The 21,952-nt window shown below is 38.2% G+C and carries 21 protein-coding genes and 1 tRNA gene; 18 read left to right on the forward strand and 4 right to left on the reverse strand.

Annotated elements, in window-relative coordinates; translation table 11 throughout:
- Positions 1 to 177 (reverse strand): helix-turn-helix domain-containing protein (locus BUB35_RS09770; RefSeq protein ID WP_143158967.1); only part of this gene is annotated, 177 nt, incomplete at its 3' end.
- A 259-nt stretch (positions 178 to 436) separates the two neighbouring features.
- On the opposite strand from BUB35_RS09770, the gene BUB35_RS09775 reads away from it, so the two are divergent.
- Positions 437 to 509: transfer RNA gene (locus BUB35_RS09775), tRNA-Thr, on the forward strand.
- A gap of 31 nt (positions 510 to 540) precedes the next feature.
- Here BUB35_RS09775 and BUB35_RS09780 read toward each other — a convergent pair.
- The 3 genes from BUB35_RS09780 to BUB35_RS09790 all read right to left on the reverse strand — a co-directional run bounded on the left by BUB35_RS09780 (position 541) and on the right by BUB35_RS09790 (position 2,898).
- Positions 541 to 1,143: a hypothetical protein gene (locus tag BUB35_RS09780; RefSeq protein WP_072851301.1), complete on the reverse strand. Its 603-nt coding sequence runs from the start codon at positions 1,141 to 1,143 to the stop codon at positions 541 to 543.
- 75 nt (positions 1,144 to 1,218) lie between these two features.
- Complete coding sequence (locus tag BUB35_RS09785) at positions 1,219 to 1,602, reverse strand: hypothetical protein (protein WP_072851303.1); 384 nt, start codon at positions 1,600 to 1,602, stop codon at positions 1,219 to 1,221.
- Positions 1,603 to 1,941: 339 nt separating this feature from the next.
- The gene (locus BUB35_RS09790) at positions 1,942 to 2,898 is read right to left on the reverse strand and encodes a DUF6076 domain-containing protein (protein WP_072851321.1); all 957 of its coding nucleotides are present in this window, start codon (positions 2,896 to 2,898) and stop codon (positions 1,942 to 1,944) included.
- A gap of 221 nt (positions 2,899 to 3,119) precedes the next feature.
- On the opposite strand from BUB35_RS09790, the gene BUB35_RS09795 reads away from it, so the two are divergent.
- From BUB35_RS09795 to BUB35_RS09865, 17 genes are all read left to right on the forward strand, one after another.
- A complete protein-coding gene (locus BUB35_RS09795) occupies positions 3,120 to 4,136 on the forward strand; it encodes an AAA family ATPase (RefSeq protein ID WP_072851323.1) in 1,017 nt (338 codons plus the stop codon).
- Positions 4,114 to 4,374, forward strand: a complete 261-nt coding sequence (locus tag BUB35_RS09800; protein WP_072851325.1) for a hypothetical protein — start codon at positions 4,114 to 4,116, stop codon at positions 4,372 to 4,374. The genes BUB35_RS09795 and BUB35_RS09800 overlap by 23 nt, the downstream gene beginning before the upstream one ends.
- Positions 4,375 to 4,714: 340 nt before the next feature.
- A complete protein-coding gene (locus BUB35_RS09805; protein WP_072851327.1) occupies positions 4,715 to 5,110 on the forward strand; it encodes a hypothetical protein in 396 nt (131 codons plus the stop codon).
- Between the two features lie 30 nt (positions 5,111 to 5,140).
- Complete coding sequence (gene mobP3 / locus BUB35_RS09810) at positions 5,141 to 6,454, forward strand: MobP3 family relaxase (RefSeq protein WP_072851329.1); 1,314 nt, start codon at positions 5,141 to 5,143, stop codon at positions 6,452 to 6,454.
- Positions 6,455 to 6,469: 15 nt separating this feature from the next.
- A complete protein-coding gene (locus BUB35_RS18870; RefSeq protein WP_087989442.1) occupies positions 6,470 to 6,667 on the forward strand; it encodes a hypothetical protein in 198 nt (65 codons plus the stop codon).
- 33 nt (positions 6,668 to 6,700) lie between these two features.
- Positions 6,701 to 8,302, forward strand: coding sequence for a recombinase family protein (locus tag BUB35_RS09815; RefSeq protein WP_072851331.1), 1,602 nt, complete (start codon positions 6,701 to 6,703; stop codon positions 8,300 to 8,302).
- A 485-nt stretch (positions 8,303 to 8,787) separates the two neighbouring features.
- Positions 8,788 to 9,075, forward strand: a complete 288-nt coding sequence (locus tag BUB35_RS09820; protein WP_072851332.1) for a DUF3892 domain-containing protein — start codon at positions 8,788 to 8,790, stop codon at positions 9,073 to 9,075.
- A gap of 54 nt (positions 9,076 to 9,129) precedes the next feature.
- On the forward strand, positions 9,130 to 9,675 hold the full coding sequence (locus BUB35_RS09825; protein ID WP_072851333.1) for a restriction endonuclease subunit S: 546 nt from the start codon (positions 9,130 to 9,132) through the stop codon (positions 9,673 to 9,675).
- A gap of 1 nt (position 9,676) precedes the next feature.
- Entirely contained in the window at positions 9,677 to 11,296 is a 1,620-nt protein-coding gene (locus BUB35_RS09830; RefSeq protein WP_072851334.1) for a type I restriction-modification system subunit M, read from the forward strand.
- On the forward strand, positions 11,293 to 12,123 hold the full coding sequence (gene dinD / locus BUB35_RS09835) for a DNA damage-inducible protein D (protein ID WP_072851335.1): 831 nt from the start codon (positions 11,293 to 11,295) through the stop codon (positions 12,121 to 12,123). The genes BUB35_RS09830 and dinD overlap by 4 nt, the downstream gene beginning before the upstream one ends.
- 8 nt (positions 12,124 to 12,131) lie before the next feature.
- Positions 12,132 to 13,346, forward strand: coding sequence for a restriction endonuclease subunit S (locus BUB35_RS09840; RefSeq protein ID WP_072851336.1), 1,215 nt, complete (start codon positions 12,132 to 12,134; stop codon positions 13,344 to 13,346).
- Positions 13,347 to 13,358: 12 nt separating this feature from the next.
- Positions 13,359 to 13,535, forward strand: coding sequence for a hypothetical protein (locus tag BUB35_RS19260; protein ID WP_200777593.1), 177 nt, complete (start codon positions 13,359 to 13,361; stop codon positions 13,533 to 13,535).
- Positions 13,536 to 13,596: 61 nt separating this feature from the next.
- Positions 13,597 to 16,734, forward strand: coding sequence for a type I restriction endonuclease subunit R (locus tag BUB35_RS09845; protein WP_072851337.1), 3,138 nt, complete (start codon positions 13,597 to 13,599; stop codon positions 16,732 to 16,734).
- Positions 16,734 to 17,456: a M48 family metallopeptidase gene (locus BUB35_RS09850; protein WP_072851338.1), complete on the forward strand. Its 723-nt coding sequence runs from the start codon at positions 16,734 to 16,736 to the stop codon at positions 17,454 to 17,456. Before BUB35_RS09845 ends, BUB35_RS09850 begins: the two co-directional genes overlap by 1 nt.
- Before the next feature lie 436 nt (positions 17,457 to 17,892).
- Positions 17,893 to 19,077 carry a CaiB/BaiF CoA transferase family protein gene (locus BUB35_RS09855; RefSeq protein ID WP_072851339.1) on the forward strand — a complete coding sequence of 395 codons (1,185 nt, stop codon included), beginning with the start codon at positions 17,893 to 17,895 and terminating at the stop codon, positions 19,075 to 19,077.
- 15 nt (positions 19,078 to 19,092) lie between these two features.
- Positions 19,093 to 20,265: a CaiB/BaiF CoA transferase family protein gene (locus tag BUB35_RS09860; RefSeq protein WP_072851340.1), complete on the forward strand. Its 1,173-nt coding sequence runs from the start codon at positions 19,093 to 19,095 to the stop codon at positions 20,263 to 20,265.
- Positions 20,266 to 20,284: 19 nt separating this feature from the next.
- Entirely contained in the window at positions 20,285 to 21,853 is a 1,569-nt protein-coding gene (locus tag BUB35_RS09865) for a BCCT family transporter (protein WP_084730642.1), read from the forward strand.
- Positions 21,854 to 21,952 lie beyond the last annotated feature (99 nt).

A 21,952-nucleotide genomic window follows, 5' to 3' on the forward strand; every position in this document is an offset into this window, starting at 1 on the left:
ATGGGGACGTCTGGAACGGTCACGCAGGGAATCCCAAGAGCCATCATAGCGGTTTTTCCAGCGATAAATATACTGGCGGTTGGTCTTATATTTTACGGCCGCTTTGGTAACTCCATATCGTTCAGCGTATTTAATAAGTGATAGACGGTATCTCATATCTTGTGTTATACTTGCCATGCGAGGATGCTCCTTTATGTATTTTTGTTTTGTGGTGATTCAAATATAACACAAAGTGAGCCTATCCTCGCTTTTTAAATATTCAGTTGTAACACATGTATTGTAATCCTACAGTATTTTGAGTCTGCTTATGATGTTTTTTATTGCGTTTTATGAGAATTTGTGATATAATATTATAGATGTTTATCTGATGATACTGTTTTCGTTGATTCGTAAAGAACAGGTCGCTGGTTGTAGATAAGGATAGTCCATCAGATATGCCGGAATAACTCAGTCGGTAGAGTAACTGATTCGTAATCAGTAAGTCGCGTGTTCGAGTCACGTTTCCGGCTCTTTGCAAAAAAACGGTTAAAACCTTAGGTTTTAGCCGTTTTTTGCATGTCCAAAATTTTTCAGATGGATTCGGAAAACCTCGCTCCCTGTTTCTATATCGGTGGTCAGAAACCTTCTGATAAACTCCGTGGTCATGCCTTGTAAAAAGAGCTGTGCCACAGAAGAAAACAGAAAACGATGAAGGAACATTCTCTGGAAAGATTCCATTTTCTCCTGTCCAATGAGAACTTTTATTTTTTCCTCTGTTTGCCTGAGGTCTATGATGTCTACACTGGTTTCAGAGGAAAGTGTCTTTTTCTGTATGAAGTCTTGGAATGCCTGCTCCAATAAGGCGTCTGCATGGGATAATAGCCAGAGCATTTGTCTTGTATGAATTTCCTGACAAGAAAATGCTTGTTCTGCTTCTGCATCAGAAATGCTCTGCATTATGGCAGCCATGGCTTCTGAAACTTCATCCTGTAAGCTGACAAAATCAATCTGCGTAATCAAACGAAAGCAGAGAGAAAGATAATGATCCAGCAGGTATCCCTTCGTCCCAAGGCTTTCCTTTAGGTCTTGTGCTGACTGAAAGAATGTGGAGAATGTTGGTATGCTTTCGTCAGGTGAGGAGAGATATGCTTCGAAAATATCCATAAGATAACCACCTTTTCCAATTTAATATGCTTTGTGGTATATAAACTCTTATGGAATCAGAAGTCAAGTGATTTATTAGACCATTTCCCATTCTCCTGTAGTAGGATTTTTTGCAATCAGCAGTTTGTAATCATCATATAGCAGAACATAGATTTCCTTGCATTCGGGAGAGAGGGGAAGATCAAATTCATACTTTGCGCCTATGGAACCATTGATGCCGCCAAAAGCTGGATAAAATTGCAACTTCATTTTTTTAGGATCATCAGATACATCTTTGACAGTTCTGGTATAACCGACGGAACTTAAAACAAAAGTATAAACCGTTATTTGATCCTGCTTTTCCGATACCTTAAAATCTGATATCCCCACGTCTGTTGCTGGTATCAAACCAAGCCCAAAGTAATAGCCACCGCATAATAATAAAAGAATAACAACGATGATGCTCAATTTCTTTTTCATACAGAGTCCCCCTTTGATGTTTTTACTAGCCCTTTCATTTTTCATTTCATCTCTCCACACCTACATCATTCATCTGGAAATCTTGTTTTCACTTGAGCCGAGAATTTTATTTCTTTGAATCAAATAATTCTGCAATCATTAGGAATATACGAGTGTCACCAAAATAGAAAGCATACAAATTCCGAAAGTCAAACAGGACAGAAAGGTATATGTCATTACTTCGTTTTCTTCATCCTTTGATCTCACTGCAGAGATAAGAAATAATGGAAACGCAAAACCTGAAATGATCCCTGCAATCCAAAGAATCATCAGCATAATTGTTTTCCCCCTTAATTTGCATTATCTCTTCAGCCAGTCCTTAAATTCCTCCAGTGTCATCTCCCCACGATCACACAATTCCTTCTGCTGTCTTGCTTTCTCAGACCATGCGTAAAAATCCTCCTGAGAGATTTTTTTGCTCTTGATCCATGCGAAACGCTTCTTATATTCCCGTCTGTAAACTTTGAATATCTCATCATCCTTTTTCTTTCTTTCCCAAAGATAGGACGCCCCCAAATCTCTGCATGTCCTGCCCATGTCGTCAATGGGGCGGGAGCAGTATTCCGTATCGGTTCTGCCACGGATGGCAAAATATTTCTGGCAGTTCTTACATTTTCTGATGGGCTGTTCTCTCTTGATGCACTCCCGCAGGATATAATCAATGACATCATAAATACTTTCTGGATAAAGCACATCTGTAAAAGCCCGATCTTCCACCATTTCATATTTGATATTCAATTTCTGAAAGCGGAACAGTTTCAAAGAATCATCCTGATATTTCTTGAAATGGCTTGTCAGTCGTTCATTGACAGTCCCTTGAGATAAATCTCTGTCCAAACAGTTGTCAAAAATATCTCTGATCTGACGCTGTATCTCCACTGCTTCTGAAGGAATCCAAGTTAGTTGTTTTCTTGGCAGCAGGTCAATGATGTTTTTGAATTCCTGTTCTTCCGCCTGACGGAATCTCTTTTTCCAAACATGGTAAGTGATTTCGAAATAGGGGTGAACCGCTGCCATGTCATGGAGAAAGTCCAAAACGCTTCTGGTGTATTGGGCATCTTTTTTCTGGTAGAGATTTTCAATATCCCGTCCCAGTTGTTCAAATGCACCCATAAGGGGTTGGAAATCCACATACAGAAAATCGATCAGACTATCAGGAAACTGATATTCTTTTTTCAGCGCATATTCTTTTGTTTCTGTTACGAAGTTTTCCTGTCCCTCTAACAGATAGACTTTATATTGCAGATCATCAGCCATGGTCATTTTCCTTTCAAAATAAAAATTAGACAGAACTATAATATTATTATAAATGTGTCTTGACAAAAAAGCAATGGCGTGTTAAATTTTAGTTATAGACTTATAAAAATAATATTTTTGATAAGTCTAAAAATTTTTGAGATATCATTGAGGAGGTGGTGTTCCAATGCCCATATCAGATTCCCATAAAAATTTCATAGGAGAGGAGGTGTTATGGTGTTATGACGAAACCGCTTCAGGTCATGAGTGGCGAAGAACTCATGGATATGGATTACAAACCCATCAAGTTTGCAGTCAGAGAATTTCTCCCCCAAGGACTTGCCATACTTGCTGGTGCCCCTAAGACAGGGAAATCTTTTTTCGCTCTTTGGCTTTGTCTTTGCGTTGCGAAAGGGGAGCCTGTCTGGGACTGTGAAACGGCAAAAGGAACCGTATTATATCTCTGTTTGGAGGACAATCAATCCCGTCTGCAAAACAGAACCCTTACCATAACAGATGACGCGCCTGCGAATCTGTTTTTTTGTTGGGAAGCCGCTTGGCTTGGGGAAGGGCTGGAAGAACAGATTCGAAAGTTTTTATCAGAGCAGAAAGAAACAGTGCTTATTGTCATTGATACATTGCAGTGCATCAGAAAACAAAGTCTGGATTACAGTTATGGGACGGACTATAAAGACATCCAATCTCTGAAAAAGATTGCTGACGAATACCAGCTGACTATACTTCTGATTCATCACTTGCGGAAGCAGGAAAGCAAAGACGCATTCCATATGATTTCCGGCACGACAGGGTTGCAGGGGGCAGCCGATACCATTCTGGTGATGACAGAAAACAAAAGGGGCAGTGGTTCCGTGAAGCTATCTGTTCTGGGGAGAGATGTGGAACCACGGGAACTGAAACTAGAACGGGATGAAAACAGTATCTGGATGAAAAAAGAGGATTCATTGGAAAAGCAAAAAGAACCCGTCGACGAAATCGTTTCCATTGTGGATGGGTGCATGAAAAAACATATTTTTCTATCAGGCGAGCCAAGTGCATTGGCAGAGCTGTTCAGTAACGCTTCTGAAAAAACTATTTCCCATCTGACACTCTTGAAACGATTGAAGAAAAGCTCAGCGGAGCTTCTGCGTTTGGGTTATGCTTTCCATACCAGAAGAAGCGATGGCAAAAGAATCATGGAAATTTCAAAAATCACATGGCTGGAAGGAGAAAAGGAAAATGAAAATAGATTTCATCAGTGACGGTAGTCGGCAGAAAAATCCTTCTACTGCCCCTGCCAAAGAAAAAGACAAGAGATTGGAAAACCCTTTGAAATCAGGGAAAATGTGGGTTTTCCAAAGATGTAAAAACGAAAAAAGTGACGGTAGTGACGGTTTTTGGGTGGGTTGGCAAAAAACTGACCCTGCTGACCCTGTCAGAGAGAAGGAAAGCGTTTGTCGGCGACGTGACCGCCTGTGTGGCGATGAAAAACAGGAATAGGGGATGTGATCACCAGAGGAACAAAGGGGCAGCGTGAGGGATTTTTGGGGAAATGTTGAGAATTGACAGTGAATGGCTTTCTTTGACCCTGTTGTAAAGCCTATTGGAAGGGCGAAAAAAGATTGCTGGTTAAAGCGGCGGTGTCTTGTTCCGCCACGATTCTCTCCAATCCCCGCAGTGCGGAGATTGTTTGCCCCCAAAAGCTGATGTCAGAAAGAAGGCACAGACGTCGGAAGCGGCGCTTTCCAGTGGGAAAAACTGCCTTTTCCCTTAGAAACTACGGGCTTTGTGCCTGACGTCGGTACCGACATCAAGGAGAGATGGAAGGGGAAGATGATGATTGCAAAAGGAGAATACAAAACAGACATTTACTGTCCGGCTTTCGGAGGAAACAGCCAATCTTTGCATGGCTGGTATGGCAATGGATGACTGCCGGAGCCGGAATGAATTTATTGAAAAAGCCATCAGGTACTATGCTGGTTACCTTTCCGCAGAGAAAAACAAAGTGGTGTTGGGCGAGCAGATTCAGAAGGTGGTGGAGTCATCAGTGAAATCTTCGGAAAGCAGGCTCTCCAATCAGAGCTTTCGTATGGCTGTGGAGTTGGCAAAACTGCAGCGGATCATGGCTTTTTATTTTCAAATGGATGAAGAAACATTGACCGAGCTCCACCATCTATGCCAGCGAGAAGTAAAAAGTATGAACGGAACTTTGTCTCTGGAAGATATGATAAAGTAAAAAAATAGATGAAAGGATGGTGGCGAAGGCATGGCAAAAATCATTTTTACTGCACGATATGTGAAGAACATTTCCAAAGGACAAATGAAAAACTATGTAAAATACATCGCCACCAGACCAAATGCAGAAAGATATGCCCAGCCGATTTCTGATGAAGTTTCTACACTCCAAAGGGAATGGATCGCAAAAGAACTGAAAAAATTTCCGAAGCTGAAAGAAGAATGTGTTGCAGAATATCAGGCGTATAAAGAAAATCCGAGCTGTCAAACAGCGGAAGATCTCATTCATAAAATCGCTGAGGTGCAAATTTATCATGGAAATGATATGAAAAATTACGTGGGTTACTTAGCCAAACGCCCTCGGGCGGAGTTCACAGAGCAGGGGCATGCCCTGTGGAATGACAGAGATGAAAAGATTGATTTGCGGAAGGTACAGAGGGAAGCGGCGGAATATCCGGGACGTATCTGGAACTTTGTGGTTTCTCTGAAACGAGAGGATGCCCAGCGATTGGGCTATGATCATGCAAAGGTGTGGAGAAATCTGGTCACGCAAAAATCTTTGGCAATGGCGAAAGAAATGCGGATCAAGCCGGAAAATCTGGTTTGGTATGGTGCTTTCCATAACGAAGGTCACCACCCACATATCCATATCATGTGCTATTCGAAAGACCCAAAGGAGGGCTATCTGACGAAAAAAGGCATTGAAAATTTGAGAAGTGCCTTTGCTCATGAGATTTTCCATGATGAATTTTATCATCTCTATGGGCAGAAAGATGAGATGCGGAAATGGATTCGAGAGGAATGCAGAAACCTTTTGGAGCGTTCCTTGTCTTTGGAACACAAAGAAAATCCTTATGCACAGGCATTGCTATTTACCTTGGCAAAGAACTTGCAGACAGCAAAGCATAAAAAAGTCTACGTTCGTCTTGCCAAAGAGAATAAATTGCTGGTGGATGAAATCGTTTCGGAAATCAGTAAGGATGAAAAGATAGATTCCCTTTATCAGTCATGGCTGGATTTGAAAGACGAGGTCATATCTTTTTATGACGGCAAAGGCTACGCCAGACATTCTTTCTCTGAGGAGCCAGAGTTTCGGAACATCAAAAATCTGGTGCTGAAAACGGCGTTGGAAATCAGCAATATGCAGATGGAAAACCAACATCAAAAGCAAAATCAGATACAAAATGAAATCATCAGGAATCATTTGATACGGCTATTGAAAGAAGTCAGCAACATCGTTGTAGAAGATTATGAAAAACAGGATGCGGTCATCCAAACCGTTGACCGTAAACTGCGACAGAAAATTCAGGAGAAAAAAGAAGCCCATGGTATGAAAATGGGGTAATGCAGGAGGTGCTTTATGAGAAAGGTATCAAGGGTAATGAGTACCAAAGAAATCAGAGGGGTCAAATTTCATGTGGAAAGCTGCTTCAATGGAGAAAAAGATATCACCGAAAAAGTAGCGGATATGATCAAAAAAGATTTTGAATCTGGTGCATATGACGAACCAGAGGAAGAAGATTCAGTAGATTGGGGTATGGATTCGCCGGCTATGTAGGGATATGATGTTTGGCTGAAAGAAGGTGATTTTATGGAAAATATCGCTGCTGCAATTTACTGCAGACTCAGCCAGGATGACGGCAACGCCGGAGAATCCAACAGTATCCAGACACAGAAAGCACTGTTGAAACAGTACTGTGCAGAAAACAGAATCCCCATTGCAGGTGTTTATTGTGATGATGGATGGAGCGGAACAAACTTCGAAAGACCCCAGTTCAAACAGATGATGGCGGACATTGAAGCTGGAAAAATCAATGTGGTCATCGTCAAAGACCTTTCCAGATTCGGCAGAGAGTATGCCCAGATGGGGCTTTATATCGAACATTACTTCGAGGAGAAGGGTGTCCGCTTCATCTCCATCGCAGAAAATTATGATTCAAAAAATGGTTCGGATAACTTAGTCCTTCCGTTCACGAATGTTATCAATTCCTATTATACCAGACAGGTGTCAGCCAAAACAAAAGCTGCCCATAGAGCCAGAGCAAAGGAAGGGATGTACCTTGGTGCCCATGCACCATTCGGTTATGAGAAAGATCCACAGAATAGACATAAACTCATTGTCGATCCGCCGGCGGCTGAAGTGGTGCAAATGATATTCAGACTTTTCGCTGATGGCATCGGATATGGGAAGATGACAAAGATATTGCGGGAGCGAAAAATCTTGAATCCTCAGGCATATTTCAATCGGAACCATCCCGATTATTATGAAAGTGATTACTGGAGACAGGATTTTGACTGGCACGCATCAACCATACGCTCCATTCTGAATAATCCGGTCTATCTGGGAAAGGCAGTGTTTGGCAGGACAAGGACAAAGGGATTTTTCGATAAAAGGAGAGAGGAAACGCCGGAAAAAGATTGGATCGTATATAATAATGCGCATCAGGCTATCATTTCCGAAGAACTTTGGGACACGGTGCATCAGATGATGAAAGCCAAGAGAAGACCAAATGCCAAAGGGGAATTGCAGCCCTTCGCAGGATTGGTGAAGTGTGCTGACTGTGGTTCCTCGCTGAACGTCAGCTATGATGCCAAACGAGGCACTTATACAGGCTTTAGCTGCTGGGTCTATAGAAACTATGGTAAGGATCGATGTACCTCACATTACATCAGCTGGAAAGCGTTGTACCAAATCGTTCTGGAGGATATCCGTCGCCATGCAAGTAGGGCACAAAATGCGGAAGAACAGTATCTGGAAATGCTGGTGAAGATGAAAACAGACCAGCAGAAACAGGATGGGACGAAAATCAAAGTGGAATTGCAGCGAGTAGAAAGAAGATTATCAGAAATCACAGCAGTCATCAAACGATTATATGAAGACCTTGCCTTGGGCAGAATCAGCGATGAACGATATGAGGATATGTATCAGGGGCTTGATCAAGAGGAAAGAGAACTGAAAAGCAAGCAGGAAACGCTGAAAGAACAGTGGGAGAAAACCCAGGAAGTGTTCCAGAATGTGGAGAAGTTCATTCCTCTTATCAAGAAATATACGGATATACAGGAACTAAATGCCTACATACTCAATGAGCTCATCGAAAGGATTGTCGTCCATGAAAAGGTCATAGACGAGGATGGAAATAAGACTCAGAAAGTGGAGATTTACTATAAGTCCGTGGGGACTGCAGTGGAGTAAAAACGAAATGGGAATCAGCTGATTGGTGAATTGAAAAAGAACAGAAATATATGTGAATTTTCAAACATTCTTATGTTTGCTTTGTGATAAGCATTGTCTATGTATTTTAGTCACCTATATGTATGGTTTCTTTGAGTTCGGTTTTCGGAATTAGAAAATAATATAGAAAGTTGAGCGGGTAATATCTAAGATATGTTTTGTAATATTATATGAGAATAGATAATATATGTGCATTACACTATTTAAAAAGAAATTAATAGTAAAAAATAGATTGATAAGAATAAAAATATCATGTGTAAGTCAATTACATAAAAAAAACTTGACAATACAAATAAAAAATGATATACTCTAAGTAACAAATGAAAAGCCCTATATCTGAACGCTGGGTAAAGATATAGGGCTGGGCATCTTGCGACGCTCTTTCGCAAAAATAGTGTACCGCAAAATGTCTCATTTGTCAATAATATATGTAGGAGGATTTAACTATGGTTTACATTGATGCAGTACATTATGAAAAAGATTCATACGGTTATGAAGTTATTTCGCATTTGAAGTGGACAAACACTTTATCAGAACAAGCCACTCAAATTTGCACTAAACGTCAAATGATTGATTTTATTAACAAAAATCCGGGTTGTACAAAAACTAAATATTATAATTTGTGGAATGGTTGGACTGTAGGAGAAGATGTCAGAGTTGTGGAAAATTCTTACTTAAGAACAGATGCAAATGGCATCAAAGCTGACAATCTAGGCTCTCTTCCTCGATTCTGAATATTAGGTCAACAAAGCCCAGCATTTGTTGACCTTTTTTATAAGGGTGATTTTATGATAAGAAAATTGAAAGAGATAGCAGAAATTCGATTTTGCTTAGCTCAAAGGGTAATCTCTAATCAAAAGTATAAAGTGCTTACTCCCATTAAATTGCTAGAAAACAATGTAATAGATGGTTTTGTTTACGATGATAGAATTCGAGCAAATGATGATACAAAAGTTTGTAATGGAGATATTATTGTAAAAAGAATAAGTCCGGCATTCGTGAATTATATTGACAAAATCGAAAACAATATTTATGCTTCTGGAAATTTAATAATAATCTCAGCAATTTCTGTTGAACCGAAATATCTTGCTTATATTCTTAACAACGAGATCCCAAAGATTACGCAGTCATTGTCTGGTGCAAAAATCCCTGCTATTGGAAGAAGTGATTTAGAGGAAATACAAATACCGATTCTTCCGATAGAAAAGCAAAGGGCAATTGGTGATTTATGGCAAAAAAGTATTGAAGTTTATAAATTAAAAAGAAGATTGGATGAATTAGAACTTGTTAAAACAAAAAATCTGTTGAGCAAAGCTATAAACGGAGGGAAATAAAATGTCAACTAAAAAAACAACTTTTGAAGATATCAAAAATGCTTTGTGGGCTGGAGCAAATACATTTAGAGATAATATTGATGCTGCAAATTATAAAGATTATGTCCTGTCTATGCTATTTGTAAAATATTTAAGTGATACATTTGAGGAGAGTGTAGAAAATCTTAAGAAAGATTATGAAGGAATTCGTCTTGAAAGGCAAATATCTAATCTTCCTTTTGTTCTGAAAGAAGAGTATACCTTCAATTACTTGCTAAAGAACAAATATGCTGTAGACATAGGAACTAAAATCAGTGAGGCTTTGACTGGAATCGAGAGTTCAAACTCAATTTTGTCTGGGATTTTTAGAGGCATTGATTTTAACAGTGAGGCTAATTTAGGAAAGAAAGAGCAAAAAAATCCTCTTCTGAGAACATTACTTGAAGATTTTGCTGACTTGGATTTAAGACCTAGCCATATTGAGACAAAAGATAATGAAGTTCCGGCAGATGTTGTGGGCGATGCCTATGAATATATGATTGGTGAATTTGCAACTCTGGCAGGAAAGAAGGCAGGAAGTTTCTTTACACCGCAGCAAGTTTCAGAGGTTATGGCACAAATTGTTGCTCCACAGGAAAAAGACCGTGTGTATGATCCTACATGTGGATCTGGTTCTCTGCTTATTAGAGCGGCTAAAAAAGGTGGTCTTGATAAAGTTTCAATATACGGTCAGGAAGTAAATAACTCTGCTATTTCTATGGCAAGAATGAACATGTTTATTCATGATATAAAAGATGCTCATATTGCTTGGGGAGATACCCTCGCAAATCCTCAGCATCTTGATAGTGAAGGTAATCTCATGAAATTTGATTGTATCGTTGCCAATATGCCTTTTAGTAAAGATAAATGGGCAGAGGGTTTTAACCCTGGTGGAGAGGTTTCTGTTGATGAAGATGAGTCTAATAACAAATCAACTAAGAAGGGTAAGAAAAAAGAGTTTAAGATGGAACCGTCCCTTGACAGATATCATCGATTTGACTTAGGTGTACCGCCAGCAAGTAAAGGTGATTGGGCGTTTTTGCTCCATATGATTGCAAGTATGAGCGGAAACGGAAGAGTTGCAGCAGTTGCTCCTCACGGGGTTCTATTCAGAGGTGCATCTGAAGGACGAATTCGTCAGGCGGTAATTGAGAAAAATCTGATTGATGCTGTTATTGGGTTGCCAGAAAATCTGTTTTACGGTACTTCCATTCCTGCCTGCATTGTTGTATTTAAAAAAGGACGTACCACAACAGATATTCTTTTTGTCGATGCCTCTAAAGATTTTAAAAAAGAAAAAGCAAAAAATAAATTGCGTGACGGTTCAAATGGAGAACCAAACGATATCAAAAAAATAGTTGATACTTATAAAGCATTTGTAAACGGAGAAGAAGCAGAGCAAGAAAAATACAGTCATGTTGCAACCCTCAGAGAAATTCAGGAAAACGAGTATAATCTCAACATTCCTCGCTATGTTGATACTTTTGAGGAAGAGGAACTTATAGATTTGGAGAGCGTAAACAAGGAGATTGCAGACATCAAAACTCAGATTGCTTCCCTTGAAGAAGAAATGGCGAAATGTATGAAGGAGCTGGGTTTATGAGTGATCTTGTAAAGTATAGTGAAAAAACTTTCGAAAATATTAAGCATATCAACGAGTATGGGGAAGAATTTTGGTATGCAAGAGAACTGCAGTTTACGTTGGAATATTCTGAATGGCGTAATTTTAGTAATGTCATTGAGAAAGCACAAATTGCGTGTGAAACGAGTGGATTTGATGTACAGGACCATTTTGTTGGCGTCAACAAAATGGTTGAAATTGGCTCTGGCGCTGAGAGAAAAATCGATGATATCATGCTTTCCCGTTATGCGTGTTATCTGATAGTAATGAACGGAGATCCCAAAAAGGAAGTCATTGCCGTAGGTCAAACCTATTTTGCTGTTAAAACAAGACAGCAGGAAATGATTGATGATTTTGACATACTGACAGAAGAACAGCGTCGTTTAGCAATCCGAAATGAAATGATTAAACATAATAAATTGTTGGCAGATGCTGCGAATAAAGCAGGGGTTGTTGAGCCATTGGATTATGCAATTTTTCAAAACTATGGCTATAAAGGTCTTTACGGCGGAATGGATATGAAGGCAATTCATAAACATAAAGGATTGAGAAAGAGTCAGAAGATTTTAGACCATATGGGCAGTACGGAGCTTGCGGCTAATCTGTTCCGTGCCACGCAGACCGAAGAAAAACTCCGTCGTGAAAATATTAAAGGCAAAGAAAATGCAAATAAAACACACTACGAAGTAGGTGCAAAAGTTCGCAAAACTATTAAAGAGCTTGGCGGCACAATGCCAGAAGATTTGCCAACCCCTGATAAAAGCATAAAGCAGATTGAGCGTGAGATGGAAAAGAAAAAATTGAAGTAGGTGGAAGTATGACCGAAGAAATAAAACAAAGAATAGAAACTATAAAAGCCGGAAAAGTTCCTGACGGCTATAAAAGGACTGTTGTAGGCATTGTCCCAAATGAATGGGAAAATAAAAGACTGTCTGAATTGTTAAAGTTTCAGAATGGAGTTAATGCTGATAAAGAAAAGTACAATAGCGGAATCAAAATGATTAGTGTTATGGATATTTTGTCTAACAGACCTATATTTTATGATAATATCAGAGGACATGTGGATATAGACGAAAAGACTTTGAACAACTATAGTGTTACCTATGGTGATATTCTCTTTCAGAGAAGTTCTGAAACTGTTGAGGATGCAGGAAAATCGAATGTTTATATGGATGAAGAAAATATAGCTACTTACAGTGGATTTGTAATCAGAGGCAAAAAAGTCTCTGATTATAATCCATTTTATCTAAATGAGCTTCTCAAATCATCTAAAGTTCGACAACAGATTATAAAGTATTCAGCAGGATCACAGCATATTAATGTAAGCCAAGATTCACTTTCAAAGGTGAATGTATGTTTTACAAACAAATATGAGCAAAATCGTATTGCAGAAATCCTGTCTAAATGGGACAAAGTAATTGAGTTGCAGGAAAAACTGATTGAAAAGTTAGAATTGCAGAAAAAAGCTTTGATGCAGAGGTTGCTTACACCAAAGGAAGGCTGGAAGAAAGTTAAATTGGAAAGCGTTATACGCAAGCAGAAAGCTGTATTGGTTAATACGAATGAAAATGGAAAGAATCCAATAATTGACATGGATTATTTAATAAACAGTAGTTTCTGTAATTACACAAATGACGAGGGGATTCGTGCCGATTTAAATGATGTTCTTTTATTATGGGATGGCTCTGGAGCAGGAACTCCCATACACAAAGTTGAGGGTGTTGTAGGTTCAACTTTTGCTAAATTGACACCAAACCACGAAATATTTCCGAGTTTTTTATACTATTATCTTTTAAAAATTCAAGAGAGAAACAAATTATTGCGTGAAGGCTCTGGAGTTCCGCATATTCCAAAAGATTTCTTGAGAATGCAAACCATAAGTTTCCCGACAAAAACAAGTCAGAAAAATATTCTTAATATTTTGGAAAACTTTGATTTGCAAATAAATTATCACCATAAAAAACTAGAAGTATTGAAACAGCAACAAAAAGCAATGCAACAGTTGCTGATAACCGGAATTGTAAGAGTATAAGGAGGAAATAAAATGGCTAAAAACAAACCTTATGGTGATAATGCTCGTGTGGGAGCAGTAAAAAATAGGACACAGGTACACAACCCTAAAACTGGATTATGGGTAAAAAGAGACACTGAAACAGGAAGATTTATGGATGTAAAAACATCCTCCGATAAACCTTTTAAGGGCGTAACAAAAGAAAAATAAGTTCAGTAAAAGCCGGACTTTTCAGTCCGGCTATCACTGTTTATGTGGGAGGAATGGAGATATGCCAAATCATACAATATTTAACGAGCGTTTGGAATGTCAGGACAGGCTTATAAAACTTTTAATTAATATGGGTTATGATTATGTTTCGCGTAGTGAATCAGAAAATAAAAGAAGAAATTTGTCTTCTGTACTATTCGAAGATGAGTTGATTCGCTTTTTACAAAAACAAACCTATAAATACAATGGACACGAATTGCTTTTCTCGGGAGAATCCATAACAAAAGCAGTTAAAGGATTAGATGCTTCTCTTTTGCAAGGTCTTTCTATGGCAAGCAAAGAAATTTATAATCTTATTACTTTGGGAATCAGTTTGGAGGAAAATATTGCAATAGATAGTGATATTCCGGTAAAACAATCGTTTGACCTGCATTACATTGATTTTGAGCATCCTGCAAATAATATTTGGCAGGTAACAGAAGAATTCAGCGTTCAGCGTCCAAACGGAAGTTATGCTCGTCCTGATGTTGTATTAATGGTCAACGGTATTCCTTTTGTTGTAATCGAATGCAAAAAGTCCAGCATCGATGTTATGGAGGGCGTTCATCAAAATGTCCGCAATATGATGCCAGATTATATCCCTCAGCTGTTTAAATTTTCCCAACTTGTAATTGCGATGAACCCACAGAAAGTTCTTTACGGCACAGGTGGTACAACCTCTGACTATTTTGTAGAGTGGAGAGAAGATGAAGCCAAATGGCAGGATGAAACCTGCAGAAAATGTTCACCGGATGGTTCTATTTTGGAACAGGATAAAATTACGGTATCTTTGCTTAGCAAAGCAAGACTTCTTGATTTGGTTCAGAATTTTATACTTTTTGATAATAATATTAAGAAGATTGCAAGACATCAGCAATACTTTGCTATTCATAAATCTATGGACAGAATTAATGGCAAAGATGGAAGCGCTTCAAAAGGCGGCGTTATTTGGCATACACAAGGTAGCGGAAAATCTTTGACAATGGTTATGCTAGTTAAAAAAATTCAGGCTGAAAAAGGATATGAAAATCCCAGATTTATTATTGTTACAGACCGTATAAATCTTGATAAACAAATCCGTGATAATTTTGCTAATTCTCAAATGGCACCTGTCCGTGCTGCAACTGGAAAAGGTCTTAATTCCTTGTTAAAAAATAAAGATAATATAGTTATTACAACGCTAATCAACAAATTTGAAACAGTGTACAAAAATAAATATTTAGAGCCGGATAGTGATAAATTTTATGTATTGGTAGATGAGGCACATCGTTCGCAGTATAAGTCGATGTTTAACTATATGAAAGAAGTTTTGCCAAATGCAACGCTCATTGCATTTACTGGTACACCACTTATTGCAAAAGCAAAAAAGAATACATATAAAACTTTTGGTGATCCAATTCACAACTATACGATGAAACGAGCTATAGAAGATGGTATTACAGTTCCGCTTGTTTACGAAGGTCGCAAAGTAAAACAGGAAGAACCTGCATTGACAATCAACAACTATTTTGAAAGTTTGACTGAAGGTCTTCCGCAAGAACTTAAGGATAAACTTTCCGACAAGTTCAGCAGATTTAAAGCGATTTCAGAAGCCAGAAGCCGTATCAACTTAATAGGATTTGATATCGCAGATCATTTTAAAAGTTATTGTCTTCCTAAAGGTTTAAAGGCAATGGTTGTGTGTTCTTCACGAGCAGCGGCGGTTGAAATGTATGAAGTGTTAAAAGGTATGTCTGGAATTAATCCTCGTGTAGTAATTACATTTGGAGGCAAGAGAGAGGGGGATGATGATGAAACCACGAATGAATCAATCAAAAAAATAAAGGCATATCATCAGAAAATGGTAAAACCTTTATTTGGTGACAGCGATGAAAAATATGATGATCATGTTTGTGAAGATTTTAAAAATCCAGAAGGAGAAATCAATATGCTTATTGTCAAAGATAAGCTGTTGACCGGGTTCGATGCTCCTGTTGCTGGTGTTTTATATTTAGATAAGTCTATTCAACAACATTCCCTGTTACAGGCTATTGCAAGAGTTAATCGAGTTTATAAAGGAAAAGATTTCGGATTGATTGTAGATTATTGGGGTGTTTTTGGAAAGCTGAACAAAGCTATTGATATGTATGAAGACGCTGAGTCTGGAATGAATGGATTTGATAAATCCGATATTGAAGGAGCGATATTTGGTCCGATTGATGAGAAAAACAAATTGGCATCAGCGTATGCAAATTTAATTTCTATGTTTGAATCAGTTAAAGATTCCCAGTCCTCAGATGTTTGGCAAAAAAGTCTTGCTGATGAAAAAACAAGAAAAGATTTTTACAACAGACTTAAAGAGTTTGCTAATTTATTGAATTTAGCATTATCTAATCGAGATATATTTGTAGAGGTAGGCTTTGATTTAATCGAAAAATATCGCAAAGAGTATTTATTCTATAGAAAATTAAAAGATAGTGTTATGATGCGATATGATGATGAGGTTGATTTGTCCAAATATGAACAAGGAATAAAAAACCTAATTGACACTTTTGTAAATGCAACGGATATCATAACTGTAGTTAAGCCGGTTTCTATTGGTGATGAAAAAGCAATGAAAAAGCTTCTTGAGAAGATGGATTCAAATGAATCTCGAGCAGATGCAATAAAAACCAGAATGGAATCTAAACTGAACCAGATTAGATACGATGATCCCCTTTTGTTTGAGGAATTTTCTTCTAAAATTAAAAAGACCATTGATTTATATAATGAAACACGTGATGCAGATGCGTATTTAGAAAGTATGAAGATAATGGCTGATGATTTTAGAAGCGGAATCACATCGCAAGAATATCCATCTCAAATTGCTAATGATAGTGATTTAAAAGCTTTTTATGGTGTTGTTATTACCCAGCTTAAAAATAATGAAGAAGTAAAAGTCACGACTGATACTGAGGAAATTATTGCTAAGTATTCATTTAGGATTAAAAAGGTCATCAGTGATAATGCAAAACGAGACTGGAAACATAATGAGGTTGTCCATAAAACGATGCACAGAAATTTAGATGATTGTTTGTTTGATATGTTTGAAGAAATCGGCGTTGTCATTGATAAATCCAACATTGATTTGCTTGATTTAATTATTGATGAAACTATGAAAGTTGCGGTGGCAAGGTATTAATGAAAACTTATGTGCTAGACTTAGTATCACCATTTGACAGGACAACCGTATATATAGAACGTAAAAACATCAAAAACATTCATCTTAAAGTATTTAGAGATTTAAAAGTTGTTTTATCTGTACCAAACGAAGTAACGGACGAGTGGATTTCCTATTTCCTCAAGAAAAAATCAGGCTGGATTGAAAAACAATTACGAAAATACAAGCAATCAAGTGGCTATAATACCTTGATTGATATTAAAAGTGGAACGTCTACCCAATTATTAGGACAAGACCGAAGGATTATTAAAAAAATTTCTGATAGAAATTGTGTAATTGAAGAAGAAAAAAATATTATTGTTTATGCGAGTGAAAAGAGTAAAAAGCACCAACAAATTTTAGAAAGATGGTGGCGAGAAAAAGCATATGACATTTATATAAATGAAATGGACGAGATTTTTAATAGGATTTTTAGAAAATATGGTGTAGAAAAACCTACTATATATATCAGAAAAATGAAAACTTTATGGGGAAGTTGTACACCATCAAAAAACAAAATCACATTAAATGAGTATTTGCTAAAAGCTGATCTCCGTTGCATCCAATATGTTATTTTGCATGAATTGACGCATCTTCTTTATCCTTATCACAATAATGACTTTTATAATTTTTTGACTGTTCAAATGCCTGATTGGAAAGAAAGAAAAAAACAATTGGATTTAGAAGTAGTTCAAGGACTATAATTTAAAAACTAATTTTACTTGAATTGTTTATTTTGGAAAAACTTGAATAATAGTTAGGATAACAACAGATATGCTGTGTATAGAATAGTATAAAAACAGTAGTAGCGATTTTACGTAACCTCAAAATAGACATATATTAAATGAGATATTTATCAGTCCTTATCCGCGACCAGAGGTCGCGGATTCGCGTCACGTTTCAACCTTTTTATATCTATTTTTTCTAGGAGGAATATCCAAGGCATTTGAAAAAATACAGAAACAAAATTATTCTATTATGAATAAATTATTCTGAATAGAATAGCAATCAAAAACAAGATTATTCGAATTTGAATAATCTTGTTTTTTTATGTGCATTTTTACCGCATTTTTGGCATTTCTGGATTTGGCACAGATTTTGCTTTATATATGGTCAAAGAAATCAAAAGGAGTTGTGACCATGAATGCACTAGAAAACATCAAAATTTTGGATTTATCTGAAAAGCTAACCATCAGTTTAGCAACGTTGTATCTTTCATCTTATGGCGCGGAAGTAACAAAGGTGGAACGACCAAATGGCGGGGACAAAGTAAGGAGCTGGGAACCTGTCAAAAATGGCGATAGTCTGTATTTCAATTACCTGAATAGTGGGAAAAAGAGTATCACACTGGATATTGCTACAGCAGAAGGAGCGGAAATTTTGAAAAAGTTGCTTCCTTTCTATGATGTCATTTGTGTAGGTGCAGAAGCGGGCTATATGGAGTCATTAGGGCTTGGTTATGAGGATTTGAAAGCAATGAAACCCGATATTATTTATGCTTCCTATTCTTATTATGGAGAAACAGGACCTTATAAGAATAAGCCTGCCAGCTCTCTTACAGCCCAGGCAAAAGGTGTTGCCATGGATATGACTGGTGTTCATAACGAATATCCTGTTCAATCTGCACCATCCATTGCGGAACATTACAGTGCTGCATATTTTGCCACAGGCATTGTCATGGCGCTCATTGATCGGAACATCAGAGGCATTGGTCAGAAAGTAGATATCGCATTACTGGATTCTATTTATTCCTGCATTGAGGCTGCACCGGCGACTTATTCTACTGTAGGAGAAGTGCATAAGAGAAAAGGGAATTTTGATCCTTCTTGTGCGCCTTATGACACATTTGAAACATCCGATGGTTATGTGGCGGTGGGCGTCGCAACACAGAACCAATGGGAAAAATTCTGTGATGTATTGGATTTAGGTGATTTAAAAGAAGATCCAAGATTTATTGATAATGAAGGAAGAAGAACAGATTATATGAATATTCTTCGTCCCATTCTTGCAAAGCGGCTGTCTGTTTATACAAAAACAGAAGTAGAAAATAAATGCAGAACACAAGGCATTCCGTGCTGTGCGGTATTGACAATCCCTGAAATTACAGACTTGCCAAACACATTGGAAAACGGATATATGGTTTCTGTGAACAGCGAAAAATATGGTACGCTTCGTTATCCTTCCATTCCTTTTGTATTGGGCGATACCAAAGCAAAATCATTTGCCGACGCACCGGCTCTTGGAAAAGATACCAATGCTTGTATGGAAATGCTCGGTATAACAGAAAAAGATATTCACACACTGCAAGGCAAAAAAGTAATCTAAAAGGAGTTGTATCATATGGGATTTTTAGACGGAGTAAAAGTGGTTGACTTCACACATGCATATGCCGGTCCTTTCTGCTCATTATTTTTAGCGGATTATGGTGCGGAAGTCATTAAAATTGAGCGTGTTGACGGCGGGGATCAGGCAAGAACATGGGGACCATTTAAAAATGATTATAGTGCTTACTATGCTTCATTTAACAGAGGCAAAAAGAGTATTACATTGGACATCAAAAGCAAAGAAGGGCAGAAAATCATCTATGATTTGATTAAAGATGCGGACATTGTCTGTTCCAATTTCAAAGCAGGTACCTTGGAAAAATATGGTGTAGGCTACGAGCAGATGAAACAGGTAAAACCAGATATTATCTACGCTACTATTTCCGGCTTCGGAACAAAAGGCGAATTATCCAAATATCCGGCATATGACAATGTCATCCAAGCCATGAGCGGTATTATGGATGTGAACGGATTTGCTGATAAAGGTCCCACAAAAATTGGACCGGCAATCGGTGACAGTTATACAGGATTGCTGTTGTTACTGGGATTGATGATCGCTTTCCACCATAGACAGAAAACAGGAAAAGGTCAACAGATTGATGTTACGATGCTGGGGGCGCTGTTTGGACTTTTGGAATATCCCGTTTTGGAATATGCCAACAATGGCAAGGTAATCAGCCGTTCCGGAAACGCTAGTCATTACGTGGCTCCAAGCGATGTTTATCAAACAAAAGACGACTATATTGCCATTACTGTGAAAGACGACAGTCAGTGGAAAACATTCTGCAGTATCTTAGGATTGCCTGATACAGAAGAATATGCGATCAATGCACAGCGTTTGGACAACCAGGCAGAATTGAAAATTTTGATTGAAGAAAAATTGAAAGATTACACATCCAAAGAAGCGGAAGCTTTATTTGATGGTTCTTCCATCGCGGTCTCCTCTGTTATGGGCATCGCAGAATCTTTAGAAAACCCCCAATTGCTGGCGAGAGATATGGTTATTGAAGTGGAAGATCCCGTCATGGGACCTGTAAAACTGGTGGGAAATCCCATTCATTTGTCAGAAAACAAGCCTGTTACAAATATTCCTTCTCCAACATTGGGTGAACATACCGATGCGATTTTACAGCAGTTAGGTTATACGGAAGAAAAAATCAGTGCGTTAAAAGAAGCAAAGGTAATCTGATAGATAAGGGGGAGATTGTATGAATGAAAAGAAAAAACTCAATGAGAAATATGAAGTCGGATTGATGATCGTCAGCATTGTGATCATTCTTGCTTTGATGATTGGCATGACTTTGTATCCAGAAGCTAGAAAGGCAATTGGTGCGCAGGTTATGCATGCGTTGACATATACATTTGGCTCTGTGATGCAGTTCTTTACTGTCATTGTATTGATTTTTCTGGTAGCACTGGCTTTTTCCAAATACGGAAATATTCGTTTTGGCAACTGCAAACCGGAGTTTAAAACCATGAGCTGGGTAGCTATGATGTTTTTTACAGGTCTGGGTGCAGGAACTGTTTACTGGGCATTTTTGGAATGGGGATATCATTTTAATGCTGCACCTGCCTTAGCTGGTGCGCCCATTTCCGAAGCATATGCTTATGAATTATCCTTGACTTATGCGATTTTTGACTGGGGTCCGGCAGCTTGGGCATTGCTGTGTATTTTTGTACTGCCTTTCGCTTATCATTATTACATCAAGAAAGATAACGAACTGCGTTTCGGTGCTTTATGCAAATATTCTCTGGGAGAAAAAGCGGTAAACGGATGGTTTGGTAAAATTGTAAACTTTATTTTCATCTTTGCAGCCATTGGTTCTATTTGTATTTCTGCCGGTTCCTCTGCATCTACCATTGCGGCTGCCATTGCAGACTTGATTGGCATTTCCACATCCTTCACTTTGATGGTAATGGTATTGATTGGCACAGCCGTTCTGTATTCCATTTCCTCTCTGGTAGGGATTGAAAAAGGCATGCGAAAAATCAGTGACTGGAATGTTTATTTCTGTATTGCACTTTTGATTTTCATTTTTATCGCAGGCAATACACAGTTTATTCTGGATTCTTTGGTGAACTCCCTTGGTATTCTCTCAACAGAATTCGTCAGAATGACCCTTTGGACAGATCCCGTGACCAGAAGCGGCTATCCCCAGGACTGGACCGTATTTTATTTTGTATATTGGCTGGTATTTGGACCATTCACAGGTTTGTTTGTTGCAAAGATTTCCAAAGGCAGAACTGTCAGAGAAATCATCATCAATATGCTGATTACAGGTACTGCAGGCTTGTTCCTGTTCTTTGGCAGCGTAACAGCATTCCAGCAGGGATTGCGTATGGACGGCATTCTGGATGTACCTGCTATGCTGGCAAATGGTCAATCTGAAATGATTGCAACGGCTACCATCAATGCGCTGCCGTTCTCCAAAGTAGCGATGGTTCTGTATCTTGTTGTTATCATTCTGTTCTTAGCAACAACTTTGGATGCAACCTCTTTCACATTGTCCTCTACCATCACCAGAGTGCTGAAAAATGGGGAAGAACCCAATAAGAAATTGAAATTTGTATGGTGCCTGTTGTTAGTAGCAATTCCCATTGCCATTGCATATGCAGGTACGGATATTAACACCATTAAAGCCATTGTGCTTGCAACAGGTTTGCCTTTGATTATCATTCTGTTTATTATTTATCATGGTTTCCTGAGAGAAATGGTGAGAGATTTTGGTTCAAAATCGAAAGAAGAAATCATCAAAATGGGTAAACCGGAAGAATAAAAGCGGTTCCCCTGTCTTTGCGGCAGGGGAATTTTTGTATATCATTGGATGCTGCAAAATGAATGAAAAAAAGATATAATAGCAAATATGATATGCACG

This window comes from Anaerotignum lactatifermentans DSM 14214, assembly GCF_900142265.1.
GTDB classification, from domain to species: Bacteria; Bacillota; Clostridia; order Lachnospirales; family Anaerotignaceae; genus Anaerotignum; species Anaerotignum lactatifermentans.